The sequence below is a fragment of the Streptomyces sp. NPDC052101 genome (genome assembly GCF_040680235.1).
Lineage (GTDB): Bacteria > Actinomycetota > Actinomycetes > Streptomycetales > Streptomycetaceae > Streptomyces.
This window is the reverse complement of the sequence record NZ_JBFAWH010000042.1, coordinates 18,041-32,101: the sequence shown is the minus strand read 5'-3', so window position 1 is coordinate 32,101 and position 14,061 is coordinate 18,041. Positions and strand designations below refer to the sequence as shown.

The window sequence follows — 14,061 nt, the reverse complement described above, 5'->3', positions numbered from 1 at the left end:
GTGGCCGCCACGGTGTCAGCGCCTTCCCGACCGGCGCTGTTCGCGCCGTTTGCGCTGCAACCGGCCGACGATCTGGCCCAGTTGTTCGGGGGTCGGCGGCACCGCCGGCTCCTGGAAGTGGGCGGCGACGAAGGCGTCCCGGAAGACCGAGTGGATGTCGTCGCCGTTGCGTCCGCGCAGCGCCGACGCGATCAGTTCGTCCACTCCGCCGCTGACGTCGATGCCGAACTTGGTCGCGTGCAGGCTGATCATCTTCAGCCGGGCCTCGTCGTTGGGCAGGTCGATGGCGATGCTTTCGAATCGGCTGGGCCGCAGCAGGGCCTCGTCGATCAGGTTCAGCCGGTTGGTGGTGCCGATCACCAGGGTCGGCACCTCGGGCCGGAAGCCGTCCATCTCGGTGAGGATCTGGGCGACCACGGCGTTGCCGGCCCGGGTGCCGCCGTCGGAGTGCTCCGAGCGGCGCGAGGCGATGGAGTCGAACTCGTCGAAGACCACGACCGAGGGGGCGTTGCGCCGCGCCTCGGCGAAGATCTCCCGGACGTTGCGCTCGCTCTCGCCGACGTAGGTGCCCATGATCTCGGGGCCGGAGACCACGAGGATGGTGGCGTTCATCCGGTTGGCGATCGCCTTGGCGAACAGGGTCTTTCCGGTGCCCGGCGGGCCGTGGAAGATGAAGCCTCGCGGGATCAGCTTGGTGCGCAGATGGTCGTACTGCGGGGGCAGCCGGTGGTGGCCCATCACGATGTCGATGGCCCGCTGGATGTGGGCCTTGACCTCGTCGTAGCCGGCGATGTCGTCGAAACCGACGTCCGGCACCTCGAAGTTGCTGGACATCTGGGCCTTGAACGCCCGGATCGTGGCGTACAGGTCGCGGGCGACCGGCGCCGGGTGGTCCTTGTGCACGCTCATGGCGTAGCGCATGGCCTGGCGCAGCAGCACCGGGTTCATGCCGGCGACGTGCTTGTAGAACTCGACGGGGTCGTAGCGGTCGAACCGCTCGGCCTCGCCGACCGTCACCAGGGCCCGGCCGAGCGGCTGTTCCTCCCGGTCGTCGGGGAAGCGGACGGTGCGCGGGACGCCGGTGATGGTGACGCGGGTGCTGAACCGCTCGGCCAGCACCTCGGGCACCGACAGCGAGGGCGCGGCGAAGGCGAGCATCACGCGCTCGGGCGCCCCGTGCAGCAGCTCGGTGACCTCCCTGGCCTCGGGCGAGAGCTGCCCGTCGGAACCGCCGGCGAGCAGATCGAGGTGCTGGACGACGAGCGCGGTGTCGTCGTTGAGTGCGCGCACCAGCTCGCGCAGCCGGGCCAGCAGGCGCTGGCGCGGGTTCTGCTGCACGGGGATGAGCGGGTCGCCGGGCGGCGGCTGCTCCTGCGCGTCGTCGTCCTCGGGGGACTCCTCCAGCACCTCCGCCTGCAGCTCGGCCCGGGTGATCATCTCCCGCCACAGGTGCGGCACGACCGACTTCTCCACCACGACCAGCACGGACAGCCGGGCGCGCAGCAGCGAGGCGACCTGGGCGACGTCCCGGCCGTAAGCGAGGACGGTGGCCTGGTCCTCGGGGAGCCGCTCGGGCTGCGGGTGCCGGTAGACGGGCTCGGCGGGGGCGGGCTGCTCGCGGGGCGGCTCGCCGGTGCCGTCCGGCTCGGGCCGCTTGGTCAGGTCGGCCGGCTGGGGCACGGTCGGCGAGTAGGCCGGCGGGTAGACCGGGGTGCCGTACGGCAGTTCGGACTGGAGCAGCAGTTGCGGTGCGACGGTGTCCCAGGTCAGCAGGTCCCAGCCGGGCTGGAGCGGAACGAGCAGCATGTACGGCCCCGAGGCGAGGGCTTCGCCGACGGTGACGCGGGGCGGCTGGCGGCGCAGTGCCGCCAGGGACGCCTCGTCCGGGGCTACGACGGAGATACGGCGCACGGACGTGGTCATGCGGGACTCCCCCCACTCGCTTCGAGCCGTTCCACCTGCCGGTACAGGCGTACGCCCGCCAGGTACGCGGTGCCGATGCCGGAGCGGGCCCGCAGCAGCCTTCGGTGCGAGCGCTCCAGCCGGGCGAGCGCGGCCCACCAGTACGCGACCGGGCGGGCCGCGGCCAGGTCGGGCGGCACGGTCAGGCCGACACGGGCCTGGCGTATCAGCGACAGGTGCGCCTGCGTGTGGCGCAGCAGGGCCGCCTCGTACACGTCGATCACCAGCTCCCGCTCGCTCATCCGGAGCTGGTCGAGGAGCCGGCCGCGCCACAGGGCCTGCCCCGGGGAGGCCGGGGCCTCGCAGTAGACGGTGGTGATCAGGCGCCGCCCCTGAGTGTGTGTCAGCAGTACGTCCTCCAGGAGGAGTTCGGCGTTGGACTCGCCGACCGGGTCTGGCCGGTCGAGCAGGGCGGTGAGCGGTGAGGCGGCCCGCAGCCGGCCGGCCAGCGCCGGGTCGGTGATGTGCGGCAGTGCGGGCGCGACCACCGCGTGGTAGGCGAGCACGTCCCACAGCGAGCGGGCGGCCGGTACGGCCCGCACCGTCTCGGCCGCGAGCCGGGCCTGGGCGCGGCCGCCCACCGCGGCGGCCAGCAGCAGGGCGCCGGCCCCGACCGGCCGCCGCTCGCGGGCCGCCAGGGCGTCCAGCCGCAACCGGGCCGCGGACTGCGCGGCCAGCCCGACGACGGCGGTGGTGACGTCGGGCGGTGGCGCGGCCAGCTCCTGAGGGGTTCTCAGTTCGCCCTCGGGCGGCGCCGGACGGGTGGCCGCGGCGCCGTCAGCGGCCGTCGACCACAACAGCACGCGCAAGGCGGTATCGACCGCGGTCATCTTTTACCCACTGTTCGCATTCGCGTACCGAGTCGCCGGAGCGTGCGTAGAAACGCAGGAGCCGGTCGTCGCCGGTGAGATTGATCAGTCCGGCCACCTGCCAGGGCTGCCGGAAGGTGCCGAGGTGCAGATCGACGTCGATGCTCGACAGACCCGAGTCCTTCCCCGAGAACAGATGGGTGTGGTACCAGCCCATCAGCTGCCGGTCCTGGCCCTGGCCCGAGGCCGTGATGCGCTGGTTGACATCGCGGAAGGAGTCCCCGGTGAAGGTGAAGTGCAGCGCTCCGGCGCCCGAGTGCTCGGCCGGGGTGACCTCGTTGATCTCCACCAGATAGCGTTCCGCCGCCGCCTCGCCGTTGTCGCTCGCCCGCTCCGCCCGTTCCACGGGCTCCGGGCCGAGGACGCGCCGGACCGTGCCGAGCAGGAATCCGCCCTCCTCCAGCCGTCGGGAGAGCTTCATCTCGTGCAGATGGCCGTGGATGTCGCCGGACAGCAGGACGGTGACCTGGCCGAGCCCGGCCGCGTCGATGCCCAGGTCCGCGGGGTCCACCGCGGGCACCGGCGGCTCGGCCACCTTGCGCACGGTGAAACTGCGCCTGCTCTCACGGAGGTTGAGGTCCATGGCGCCCTCGACCTCGGGGGTCGAGCGTCCGAGGGCCAGCCCACTGAGGGAGGGATGGTCGAGGCAGAAGCCCCACACCTGTTCGTCGGGGTCGAGCTGCTGCACCACGTGCTGCAGCACCGGGCCGAGCAGTTCCCGGACCGGGTACTCGCGGTCGATGAGGGTCTCTCCGCCCTGGGAGATGATCACGCCGAGCCGGCCGATCTGGCTGCGCAGATTGTGGATGGTGCGCGGTCCGTCCGCCAGCCGGGGATCCGGCCTGCGCACATACCGCAGATGCATGATCAGGTGCTCCTCCTGCTCGATGGCGGGCAGCTCCCGGCGCAGCGCCTCGACCATCAGCGAGGAGAGCGTCATCTTGCCCACCAGGTCGAAGGAGGTGCCCTTGTAGAGCAGCACCATGGCCGCGCCGGCGCGGTTCTCCTCACTCATCCGCGCTCGCCTCCACGCGCTGGACCGACAGGAACCGGGAGCGGTCGGCCCGCTCGGTCAGACCCGCGCGGGCCAGCCAGGTGGTGCCGCCGATCTCCTTGATGCGCTCCTGGCCCTCCCAGGAGAAGGCCCAGGCGGCGGCGTCCCCGTCGAGGAATCCGCCGCGCTCGACGATGTCCTGCACGAGGCTCTCGAAGTCCCGGGCCATCTTGTAGTCGTGCGGCAGGATCTCGTAGTTGCGGTAGCGGGCCATGTCGATGAGCATCTGGCACAGCGAGTACATGCTGAGGTCCGGTGTGTAGTCCGTCATCAGCGGGCCGAGGCACACCGCGCCCTTGCGGTCCTCGTCGCGGGCGATGTTCGGATGGAACACGTCGGAGCGCCAGCGCACCCGCGGGGCCTGGATGGGGAATTCGGCGGGCATCCAGATGATCAGCTCGTGCCGGTCGATACGGCGGGGGTCCGGCGGCCAGGACTCCAGGTCGTCGGGCGGGGCGAAGCCGGGGACGTGCAGTTCCACCGTGTAGTCCATCGGCATCCGCTCGTCTTCCATGGCGAGCAGCGTGAATTCATCGTGTTCGGCGGCGAAGTCGACGATGTCGTCGCGGGCCCGGGTCAGCGCCTCCTCGCGCAGCCAGCTGTCCACGCCCGCCGTCGACTCGGCCGACATCTGCAACTGGCCGCCGTCGCGGACGCCTTGGTTGTACAGCGGCTGGTCCGGGTCGAGGCGGCGGACCTCGCCGTTCTCGTCGCGGTAGTCCGCAACGGCCCGCAGCAGATGCCCGTTGGCGTCCTGGGCCACCTCCGGCCGGTACTGCGCCCAGACGGCCGGGAACAACTCGCCCGGCAGGGTCGTGTTGGGCACGTAGGGGATCTCGAACTGCTGGCCGTCGGGGCCCATGACCTCCAGGCGGGTGTACAGGGTCGGGCGGAAGTCGTACTCGCCGTAGAGCACTTCCACGCCGGGCGCGATGCGCACGGCGCGCTCGCGCACCTGGTCCAGCTGGTCCTGGGTCATCCCGGTCACCCGGTAGGCGGCCTGCCGGTGGCCGGCGTACAGCTGCACGGCGTCGGCGTCGACCAGCTCGCGCACCAGCCTGAGCAGCTCCGGGTACTCCTCGCTGCCCACGAACTCCACGGTCCGGTACTGCGTGTCGGCGTTTCCGCCGGCGCCGGCCTGCTGCTGTCGCTCCTCGCCGAGGAACTCCCGGATCTTGTGCAGGTCCTGGTTGCCGGGCCAGCGCCGCAGCATCGTCTCCAGCAACTGCCGTACGCCGCCGCGGTGTACGGCGCCCAGTTCGAGGGCGCGCACCACCTGCCGCCAGTAGGCGACGATGTCCTGGGCCGCGTCCCAGCGGGGCCGGGTCTGCGGCGGGAAGTCCATGTCCTCCAGGAGTTCCTCGGCCTGGTTCTGGGTGCGGTACAGCTCGGCGAGCGTGTCGACCAGGACACGTTTGATCTCGGAGGGCAGCTTGCCCGCTTCGTAGGTCATCGGGGCGTTCCTTTCCCGCCTGCCTCGGCCAGTTCCAGGTAGCGGATTCCGCGGGTGCGGCCGGTCATGCGGACCGGCAGGATCTCGCGCGGTGCCACGCCGAGATCGGCGAGCCGGGCGCGCGGGGGCGCGTCAGCGAGCCGGGTGGACTCGCGTGTGGGCGCTGAACCGGGCAGGGGCGCCCAGGTCATCACGGTCTCCTCGGGGGCGAGATGGTCGGTCAGGTCGGCCGGGGTGGACAGCGCCGTGTCCGGGACGGCGGCCACCAGGTCGGCGGGGATACGGGTGTGCAGCGGGCAGTCGGGGTCGCGGCGCACGGTGACCGGGGTCGCCGTGCCGCCGGCGGCGTCCACCCGGATCAGGCCGGGGGCGACGGCGGCACCGCACAGCAGGCGTACCGCGGTGACCGCCAGCCAGGAGCCGACCAGCGCGGAGACCGGCGCCGAGGCACCGGCCTCGGGTACGACGGCGTCGGCGCACGCCCAGGGGTCGTCCTGGGCGGCGCGGTCGCGGGCGGACAGGCCGCAGCCGAAGCAGGGTCCGGTGGGCTCGTACAGCCGTACCTCGCCGCCCCAGGCGCTGGTGCCGCCGTCCAGCAGTGCCACGCCGACGAGTTGGCAGCGGCCGCTGAGCTGGATCCGGGCGGCCAGGCTGTCCAGGCAGCCGACGACCAGGTCGGCGTCCCGCAGCTCGGCCAGGCCCACCCCGCTGACCAGGGGTGCGGTGCGGGCCTCGATCCGGGTCACCGGGGACAGTTCGGTGAGCCGGCGGGCCGCGATGGTCGCCTTGGGCCGGCCGATGTCGTCGGCGCGGAACAGCGGGGCGCGGCTGAGGTTGGACTCCGAGACGTCGTCGGGGTCGCACAGCAGAAGCCGGCCGACGCCGGCCAGGGCGAGCGCCTGGGCGCACTGGTTGCCGAGCGCGCCCACTCCGCACACCACGACGGTGGCCGCGGCCAGCCGCTGCTGGTCCCAGCCGGCGATGAGCGCGTGCCGGTCGAAGCGTCCCATGTCAGCTCCGCCTCAGCGTGCGGAAGTTCATCGGGCACTGCTGGACGGTGAGTTCGCTGCGCCACTGCTCGAAACAGGCGAGTCCGCGCGCCGGGTCCTGGTGGACGGCCTTGCGGCAGCCGGGGTCCTCGGGCGAGCAGGGGCAGACGACCACCGTCTCGAACAGCCGGAAGGTGTGCGTGCACACGAAGCAGGCGTTGCGCTGCTCGGGATGGCCGAGCACCGGGTCGTCGGGCATCAGCCGTACGGTGTGCAGGGTGTCGGGCCGGGGGTCGGTGGTGTCGAAGCCGCGGAAGAAGCCGGCCTGCGCGCCCGGGTCGGGCGGGCCGGCGGCCGGGGCCTCGCCGCTGCAGGGCAGATTGCGCAGGTGGTGGGTGACGTCGGTCAGCCTGCCGTCCTCCGCGTGGCGCAGATACACGGTGTCGTCCATCCGGAAGGTGTGGCCGCACACCCGGCAGGGGGCACGGTGCCGGGAGCCGGGCCGCCGCCAGGTGCCGAGCCAGCGTGAGTCCAGGGTGGTGGAGGCCGGTCCGTCGGCGCCGGCCACCTGCGGGTTGTCGCCGCGCTGCAGACCGCGGTCGAAGGCGCTGGCGACGCCGGCCGGGGCGGAGGTGGCGGCGGGCGTGTCGGGGGTCGTCATGCCGCTCGGCTCCTTCGGGAGCACCGGTGCACCTCGTCCGGTTCGTAGCCTCTGAGTGCGAGGGCTGCGCGGGAGGCCTCGCACGCGCGGTCGATGGCGGTGGAGTCGGCCAGGGAGCCGTAGAAGCCCTCGGCGAAGGCGAGCGCGGCGTCGTCGGGGAGTTCGCCGCGGGTGCCCACGACGGTGCCGGCGGAGTCGAGCAGGGCGTCCGCGTACGCCGCCGACCAGCAGGAGTTGAGGACGACACAGTCGACCGGCCGGACGCCGAGCGCGGTGGCCAGGGCGCCGACCGGGACCGGTGCGGAGGTGCCCGTCTCGTCCTCGAAGAGCAGCCGCCCGTCGTCCGTGCCGTGCCCGGCGAAGTGCACGAGGTGCGGCCGGACGGCGTGGAGCCGGGAGAGGAGGTCGGACGCGCGGGCCGCCGGCTGGACCTCCACCGTGAGCCGGCCGGCGGAGCGGTCCGCGGCCTCCCTGATGAGGCGCTGCTCGGCGCCGAGGCGCAGCCTGGCCTCGTCGAGCGGCGCGGACATCAGGCACAGCACCCGCAGTGCGGTCGGCGTGCCCCGGCCGGTCAGTGCCGCGAGGCCCTGGTGTCCGGGGAACTGGGCCGCCGCCGCGTCGAGGAGGTCGCCCAGCGTGACGCCCGCGAAGCGCCCCTGCTCCACGGTCCGGCAGACCGTGCGCCACCAGGAGGCGGCGGGCAGCGGCGGGGCGAACGGCGGCAGCAGCGCGGGGCTTATTCCGAGGTCCTCGAGAAAGGCGTGACTGCTCAGCAGGTCCGGAAATAATTCGCCCAGTGTTTCGAATGCGCCGGCATCGCGCAGTTGTTTCCATGTCGGACTGGCCATCTGTCGTCCCCCGAGCCAACCACCGTTGCTTCCTAGGCCGTTGGTGAGAAGGGTACGCGCAGTGACGCTCCGCGGGTGTAGTTTCGGATTCCGCAGCACACTTATCGGGGGCGGGTTTGATCGAGCGTCTGGAAATGATCACCTGTGGTGGCCGTGAAGCCGGGAAATCGATCTTCGAGATCGATTTTGATCAGCAGGGAGAAAGCGCCCGGGACGGATTCCGGGAACGCCGCGGACTGCTGGTGCACGGCGGCGGCGAGCATGTCGTGCAGCGCATCGCCCTCAGCGACACGGCGCGCCGGGAGCTGGAGCGCACCATCAGAACGGCCGACGTGCTGGTGCGCCGGCTCGGCGTCACCGCCTACCCGCCTGAGCTGAGCCGCGTCGTCGGCTACCGCCCGGACGGCCGGGCGCCCTTCCTGGTGGCCACCCGGCGCGGCACACCCCTGTCCGCGACGGCCGGCCGACTGCCGCTGCCGCCGGGCGAGTTATGGAAGATCACGGACGGCCTCCTCGCCGTACTGCGGCACCTGGGCGACCTGCGGCTGGTGCACCGGGGCATCCGGCCCGAGAACCTGTGGTGGGACGGAAGCACCGTGCAGCTGGCCGACTTCGGCCTCGCCGTGGACGAGGGCGAGCCGCGCGGCGGACCGGCCGGAGCCGCCCCCTGGCGGTCCCCGGAACAGGCCACCGGCCAGGGCCGGGCCGACTGCCGGGACGACGTGTACGCCGCGGGTGCCGTCCTCTTCCATCTCGCCACCGGCGAGGAGGCCACCACCGCCGCGGAGATGCGCGACCGGGTGCGCTGGCTCGACACCAGCCTGCGCACCCTGCTGGAGGGGGTCTTCACCGACGAGGCGCGCCAGCGGGTCAGCGGCTACACGCTGCGGCTGCGCCGTGACACCCAGGCGGGCCGGAGCACGGGCCCGGGTCCGGGCGTCACCGGCCCGCAGCGGACCTCCGATCTCGAACAGCAGGCCCGTCAGCGCTTCCGTGAACTGCGCGCCCGCCAGCACGCCTTCAACGAGCGACAGCGCGCCTCCGGCTGGCCGCAGCGGCCGGAGTACGACCCGGCCACCGGCCATCCGTTCTTCCGCCCCGTGCCGGTGCGCGGCACCGGGCCGCAGCCGGCCGTGGTCGTGTCCGTCGTCCTGGTCGTCGCGCTCATCGGTGCGCTGATCGCCGTGCTGGCACTGGCCTGACAGGAGGAGTGACATGGCAGCACGGGTGAGGTGCCCCATCTGCCTCGACATGGTCGAGTGGGACAAGGCCGAGACCGTCACCCTCAACGCCGACGGCCGGCCCGAACCGCTCGTCCGGCTCGACGGCGAGGACGACGTGCGCTGGAACCACCGCCGGCTCGACGCCTACCGGCTGTGCGCCGGCGGCGGTGAACCGCACGTCCTGCCCGGCCGCTACGGCGACTTCGGCGAACCGCTGGTGATCGGCGTGGTCGGCGAGTCCGCCGCCGGCAAGAGCCATCTGCTCGCCGCCATGCTCGGCATGCTCGACGACGTCGACCGGATGGCCCGCCTCGGCCTGGTCGTCGGCGGACTCGACCTCAAACTGCACCAGCGCTATCTGAAGGACGTCGTCCGCCCCTTCCTGGACCAGGGGCAGGGCCTGGCCGGCACCCCTGCCCAGTCACCGGAGTTCACCGACGCCCTGTGGATCCACAACAGCGTCACCGGACGCAGCTTCGCCGTCGCCTTCTTCGACGTCTCCGGCGAGTGGCTCGCCGACCACGACGCCGAGGTGCCCTTCCTCGGCGCGGTCAGCGCGCTGGTCTTCGTGGTCGACCCGACCCGGATCCGCGGGCTGACCGCGGCCACGGGCGGCGTCTTCGGCGACCCGTCCTTCCGTGTCGTCCTGGACAAGATCGGCCGGCTGCGCGGGGTCGACGGCTCCCAGTTCCTGCCGCTGCCGGCCGCCGTGGTGATCGGCAAGTGCGATCTGCTGCGGCACCACGAGCCGCTCGTCGACCGCTGGTTCCAGAACACCGCCCCTGACGAGGAGCTGCAGCTGGCCACCGTGGAGGAGGAGAGCGAGGACGCCTACGCGTTCCTCAGCTCGCGCGGCGCCCGCGGCTGGCTCGCGCCCTTCGTGCGCTGCGCCAGCTCCACCCTGCACTTCGCCACCGCCACCGGCCACAAGGCGGTCGAGGCGGACGGTGTGCAGCGCTCCCCGCACGGGAGTTTCGCGCCCCGCCGCACCCTCAAACCCATGCTCGCCCTCTTCGCCATGTGCGGGGTCCTCGGCCCCACCGACCTCGGCCAGGGAGCTGTCCGATGACGACGGTCGACCAGATCCTCTTCGGCTGGGCCGAACGGGACCACGAAGGCAACGCCGGGGTCCGCCCCGTCGCCCATTCCGGGCTGCGCACCATCGACCGCTGGGCCAAACGGCTCCAGTACGTCTGGGCCACCCAGGACGGCCAGGGCGAGCAGCCGGAGGACACCGCCAGCCTCGTCCACCTGGTGTTCGACGACGAGGCGGCCGTGCTGCGCAAGCTGCCCTCCCTGGGCCCGGACGGCCGGGGCGGCGCCACCCTGACCCATGTCCTGGTCGGCGACCCACGCGCGATCGACGCCCGGCTCGCCCTCGGACTGCACGACTGGCCGGGCTGGCGGGACAGCGAACCGGACGGCACCGGGACAGGCCTTGCCAGGCTCGCCCTCGGCGACCTCGAAGAGGCGGCGCGGCCCGGGCTGGCCGCGCTGCGCGACCGGGTCGCCGAGGTCCCGGCCGAGCAGCTGGCCACGCTCGTCGCCCACGTGCTCGCCGAGCCCGGCGAGGAGTTCAGCGTCATCACCCGGCCGCAGCTCGCGCTGCCCACGATGACGGCCCTGCTCGACATCGCCGGGCCCGTCTCCGGACGGCCCTGGACCTTCGCGAGCCGGGAGTCCACCGACAAGGGCAACCATCAGCCGCGGGTGGTGTTCCTCGCCGCCCGTCCGCCCCAGTCGATGTACATCAACCAGCGCCGGCGCGTGGACCTGGCCGAGGCACCGCCCGACACGGACACCGCGCGGTTCGCCGCCCAGCTCGTGGAGCTGTACCGGGAGGCCGGACACGCGGCGCTGGAGCGGATCCGGCCGCGGCACCCGCTGCACTCCGCGGCCGATGCGGAGAGCTGGCGCCGGTCGGTGCCGATCGTGGACGGCAGGATCGCCGAACCGCGCGTGCGGCTGGACGTCTTCCTCGACGACGACCTGTTGGATCGGGCCGCCGCACGGGGTGCTCTGCTGTCCGAACGGGCGCGTTTCGTCGGCGAGTTGAGGAAGCAGTCCGAGCAGTGGCTCACCGCGGCGCTGCGCCGCTGGCACCGCCTGGAGCGGCGGGCCGCGCGCCACCCCGAGCTGCGGGACCTGCTGATGGCCGAGGCCGTGGAGGCATGCCTCGCCGAACTGGCCCCCGACGGGGTGGTGGAGGCGACACGGGACGCGGAGCCCGAGCCCGCGGTGGTGGCCGGTGTCTTCGGCCGCCAGGTGCCGCCCGGTGGACTGGACCTGGCCCGGGCCGGGCACCGGCGGCGACTGATCGTGGCCCTGGCCCTGCGGATGCCCGCCGACGCGCTGGACCACGCCGACCTGCTCGCCGCGAGCCCCGCGGAGGAGCTGCTGGACCTCGTCGAGCGCTATGCCGGCCACCACCCGCGGGCCATGCACCTGGTGCTGTGCCACCTCGGTGACGCCGGCCAGAGCCCGGCCGTCGCGCGGCTGTGGTACGAGCGCGGCCTGCTGCTCGACCCGGTGGACCGCATCGCCGGCGACGACCGTGTGACAGAGGTCGACTGCTTCCGCCATCTGCTCCTCGCCGCGTACGGCCCGCGGCTGGACCGCGCCGCAGCAGACGACCTGGTCCAACGCGCGGGAGTCCGGGCGCCCTTGGGGCTGTACGCCGCCGCTCTGGAACTCGCCGCGGACGGCACGGCCGAGCAGCCGGTCCGGTACGAACTGTCGCAGCAGTTCCTCCGCGCGGAGGGCTACGCGGGCCCCGGCGCGGGATCCGCGTACGGGCCCCGGCCGGGCGGTCCGGTGCTCGGCAGACCCGGCACGCGCCCGGCCACGGCCTCGTCACGGACCGGCTCGCACCAGCCGTACCAGGGCTCCTCGCAGCCCTCGCCGTCGGCGACGCGCCCCGCGTCCGGGCACACCGAGTGGGCGGAGCCGGCCGTCCCGGGCGCGTCCCCGCCGCCTGGTTCCGCCGCCGGCCCCGGGACGGCACACCACTCCCACGGTGTCGACCCGGACCCCGGGCACTGGGAGACGCCCGCCGTGTCGCACCGGCCGAGCTGGAGTGCGCGGGACCCGCACGACGACGACGGCCCGCAGGCACCGTCGGCCGACCGCCCCGGCCGGTTCGAGGGCCTCGGGCAACTCGACGGGGTGAGCGTGTTCTTCGTGACCGCGCTCGTCCTCGTCATGCTCTGCGCGGTCGGCTATGTCCTGCTGACCTCCATGCCCTGACCCGCCCCGCTCCCTACCCGCAGCCCGCCGGACGACACGAATGACGCCGCATGACATCGACTGAAGAGGCAACACCGCCGAACCCCGGATCGGTTCCCGCGCAGCGCACCGGCTCCGACCCGGAACTCGACCGCATCGCCGGGCGGATCCGTGCCCTCGCCGGCCGTGCCCGCGCCGACGGCTCGGACACCCGGGTCCTCGACCATGTCGTCGCCGACCTGGAACGGGGCGGTGCCACGCTCGCCGGCACCGATCTGGTCGCCGCCTACCCGCCCGACGTACTGCTCCCGGACCCGCCCTCGAAGGACCGCGGCGGCCTGGAGGGCTGGCTCGGCGTCGCCCGCGACGTCCTGGTGTTCGCGCCCATCGCGCTCACCTGGTGGCGGCTGCGCGGCGCCCTGGACGCCTACGACGCCACCCGCAGCAAGGACCCCTTCCTGCTCGGCTGGGCCCGCGGCTTCCCCGAGGGCAGCCCGCCCGAGCCGACCACGGTGACACTGGGCACGTCCGCGCTCCATGTCACGCTGCTCATCGTGGTCGTCGTCGTACTGACCCTGGCGCTGCACGCCCTGCAGCGCAGCCGGGAGCGGCGATTGTCCCGCGAGGAGGAGCGCGGGCGGCTCGCCACCGAGCTGGCCCTGGCCACGTTCCTGCTCGCCACGCCCGCGCGGCCGGCCGGCAAGCCGCTGGACAGCCGTAGCGCGGAGCGGCTCGCCGCCCAGCTGGGCGCCGGTACGCAGCAACTGGAATCGGCGTTGCGCCGCACCTCCGAGGAGATCACGGCCGTCCTGGAGACCGGTCCCGGCAGCAGGATCCAGAGCGCCCTGGACGGCTGGACGAAGACGGTCGACGAACTGACCCGGCTGATCCGGGGACTCATCCCGCCCAGCGAGCTGGCCCAGGAACTGGTCCGGATCCGGGAGCAGTCCGCCGAGGACGAGGCGAAGCTGCGCGCCGCGATCGAGACGCTCGTCGCCGATCTGCGGCGCGCCCAGGAGACGACCGGGCAGGAGATCCACCGGCACGATGTCGCGGTCGCCGCGGTCCGTGACCTGGCCCGCAGTCTCGGCGAGACGCTGCTGGTCTTCACCGAGCGGGCGGAGAACCTGGTCGACTCCACCCGGGGCATCTGGCAGCTCGTGGACCGGCTCGACAGCCGCGCCGGTCATCTCCCGTCCGGCGGGCTGGACAACGCCGACCCGCCGCCGTACCGGGGCCGGCCGTGAGCGGCCGGCCGCCGCAGGCGGCCGCCGGGCGCACCGTGCTGCTCGCCGGGTGGCTCTTCGCCGATCTGCTTCTGCTGCTGCTCGTCATCGCCCTCGGCTCGCTGCCGCGCGAGCAGCGGACGGGGACGGCACCGAGGCCCAGCGCGCCGTCCAGCCCGCCGCCGAGCACCCAGGCGGCGGAGCGCGGGCTGGTGCTCAAGCCGTGCAGCTTCACCGTGCGGACGGGCAGCGACGCGTCCGTACGGCAGCAGCTCGGCAAGCAGCTCAGCGGGGCCGGGGTGGCGGACCGTACGGCGGGTTTTGTGCTCGCCTTCGGTACGGCGCCGGATCCGCAGCCGGGCCAGGACGCCGCCGACAAGGTCAACTCCCAGATCACCGGCGGGTTCTCCCTCTTCAGGCACGCCCCCAAGCGGGGCTACTGGAAGGGCGGGCCGTCCGGCCAGGTCAGGATCGACGTCTTCTTCCTCGCCACGCCCGACGGCGACACCTCGTTCCCGAAGCGGTGCCACTCCTCGGACGACGAGAGCTGA

At 73.2% G+C, this 14,061-nt stretch carries 12 protein-coding genes; 5 read left to right on the top strand and 7 right to left on the bottom strand.

Features of this window, described 5'->3' with window-relative positions:
• Positions 1 to 15: 15 nt before the first annotated feature.
• The 7 genes from AB0L75_RS38915 to AB0L75_RS38885 are packed head-to-tail and all read right to left on the bottom strand — an operon-like array spanning position 16 to position 7,836.
• A complete protein-coding gene (locus AB0L75_RS38915; protein ID WP_365190884.1) occupies positions 16 to 1,923 on the bottom strand; it encodes an AAA family ATPase in 1,908 nt (635 codons plus the stop codon).
• Positions 1,920 to 2,792, bottom strand: coding sequence for a hypothetical protein (locus tag AB0L75_RS38910; protein WP_365190883.1), 873 nt, complete (start codon positions 2,790 to 2,792; stop codon positions 1,920 to 1,922). Before AB0L75_RS38910 ends, AB0L75_RS38915 begins: the two co-directional genes overlap by 4 nt.
• Positions 2,740 to 3,846: a JAB N-terminal domain-containing protein gene (locus AB0L75_RS38905; protein ID WP_365190882.1), complete on the bottom strand. Its 1,107-nt coding sequence runs from the start codon at positions 3,844 to 3,846 to the stop codon at positions 2,740 to 2,742. The genes AB0L75_RS38910 and AB0L75_RS38905 overlap by 53 nt, the downstream gene beginning before the upstream one ends.
• A complete protein-coding gene (locus tag AB0L75_RS38900) occupies positions 3,839 to 5,338 on the bottom strand; it encodes an effector-associated domain EAD1-containing protein (protein ID WP_365190880.1) in 1,500 nt (499 codons plus the stop codon). The genes AB0L75_RS38905 and AB0L75_RS38900 overlap by 8 nt, the downstream gene beginning before the upstream one ends.
• Positions 5,335 to 6,348, bottom strand: coding sequence for a ThiF family adenylyltransferase (locus tag AB0L75_RS38895; protein ID WP_365190879.1), 1,014 nt, complete (start codon positions 6,346 to 6,348; stop codon positions 5,335 to 5,337). The genes AB0L75_RS38900 and AB0L75_RS38895 overlap by 4 nt, the downstream gene beginning before the upstream one ends.
• A gap of 1 nt (position 6,349) precedes the next feature.
• Positions 6,350 to 6,988 (bottom strand): hypothetical protein, encoded by a 639-nt coding sequence (locus AB0L75_RS38890; RefSeq protein WP_365190877.1) that lies wholly within the window; start codon positions 6,986 to 6,988, stop codon positions 6,350 to 6,352.
• Positions 6,985 to 7,836, bottom strand: coding sequence for a CHAT domain-containing protein (locus AB0L75_RS38885; protein WP_365190876.1), 852 nt, complete (start codon positions 7,834 to 7,836; stop codon positions 6,985 to 6,987). The genes AB0L75_RS38890 and AB0L75_RS38885 overlap by 4 nt, the downstream gene beginning before the upstream one ends.
• Before the next feature lie 134 nt (positions 7,837 to 7,970).
• Here AB0L75_RS38885 and AB0L75_RS38880 point away from each other — a divergent pair, with 134 nt between their 5' ends.
• Genes AB0L75_RS38880 through AB0L75_RS38860 form a run of 5 tightly spaced genes read left to right on the top strand, consistent with a single transcriptional unit; the run spans position 7,971 to position 14,061 of the window.
• Positions 7,971 to 9,038 (top strand): hypothetical protein, encoded by a 1,068-nt coding sequence (locus tag AB0L75_RS38880; protein WP_365190875.1) that lies wholly within the window; start codon positions 7,971 to 7,973, stop codon positions 9,036 to 9,038.
• A 13-nt stretch (positions 9,039 to 9,051) separates the two neighbouring features.
• A complete protein-coding gene (locus tag AB0L75_RS38875) occupies positions 9,052 to 10,128 on the top strand; it encodes a hypothetical protein (RefSeq protein ID WP_365190874.1) in 1,077 nt (358 codons plus the stop codon).
• On the top strand, positions 10,125 to 12,305 hold the full coding sequence (locus tag AB0L75_RS38870; RefSeq protein ID WP_365190873.1) for a hypothetical protein: 2,181 nt from the start codon (positions 10,125 to 10,127) through the stop codon (positions 12,303 to 12,305). Before AB0L75_RS38875 ends, AB0L75_RS38870 begins: the two co-directional genes overlap by 4 nt.
• 50 nt (positions 12,306 to 12,355) lie before the next feature.
• Positions 12,356 to 13,531, top strand: a complete 1,176-nt coding sequence (locus tag AB0L75_RS38865; RefSeq protein ID WP_365190872.1) for a hypothetical protein — start codon at positions 12,356 to 12,358, stop codon at positions 13,529 to 13,531.
• Positions 13,528 to 14,061 carry a hypothetical protein gene (locus tag AB0L75_RS38860; RefSeq protein ID WP_365190870.1) on the top strand — a complete coding sequence of 178 codons (534 nt, stop codon included), beginning with the start codon at positions 13,528 to 13,530 and terminating at the stop codon, positions 14,059 to 14,061. Before AB0L75_RS38865 ends, AB0L75_RS38860 begins: the two co-directional genes overlap by 4 nt.

Coding starts and splice junctions, on each gene's coding strand:
- AB0L75_RS38880 (WP_365190875.1), top strand. CDS start 7,971: ATGATCACCTGTGGTGGCCGTGAAGCCGGGAAATCGATCTTCGAGATC.
- AB0L75_RS38870 (WP_365190873.1), top strand. CDS start 10,125: ATGACGACGGTCGACCAGATCCTCTTCGGCTGGGCCGAACGGGACCAC.
- AB0L75_RS38915 (WP_365190884.1), bottom strand. CDS start 1,923: ATGACCACGTCCGTGCGCCGTATCTCCGTCGTAGCCCCGGACGAGGCG.
- AB0L75_RS38905 (WP_365190882.1), bottom strand. CDS start 3,846: ATGAGTGAGGAGAACCGCGCCGGCGCGGCCATGGTGCTGCTCTACAAG.
- AB0L75_RS38900 (WP_365190880.1), bottom strand. CDS start 5,338: ATGACCTACGAAGCGGGCAAGCTGCCCTCCGAGATCAAACGTGTCCTG.
- AB0L75_RS38885 (WP_365190876.1), bottom strand. CDS start 7,836: ATGGCCAGTCCGACATGGAAACAACTGCGCGATGCCGGCGCATTCGAA.
- AB0L75_RS38890 (WP_365190877.1), bottom strand. CDS start 6,988: ATGACGACCCCCGACACGCCCGCCGCCACCTCCGCCCCGGCCGGCGTC.
- AB0L75_RS38910 (WP_365190883.1), bottom strand. CDS start 2,792: ATGACCGCGGTCGATACCGCCTTGCGCGTGCTGTTGTGGTCGACGGCC.
- AB0L75_RS38895 (WP_365190879.1), bottom strand. CDS start 6,348: ATGGGACGCTTCGACCGGCACGCGCTCATCGCCGGCTGGGACCAGCAG.
- AB0L75_RS38865 (WP_365190872.1), top strand. CDS start 12,356: ATGACATCGACTGAAGAGGCAACACCGCCGAACCCCGGATCGGTTCCC.
- AB0L75_RS38875 (WP_365190874.1), top strand. CDS start 9,052: ATGGCAGCACGGGTGAGGTGCCCCATCTGCCTCGACATGGTCGAGTGG.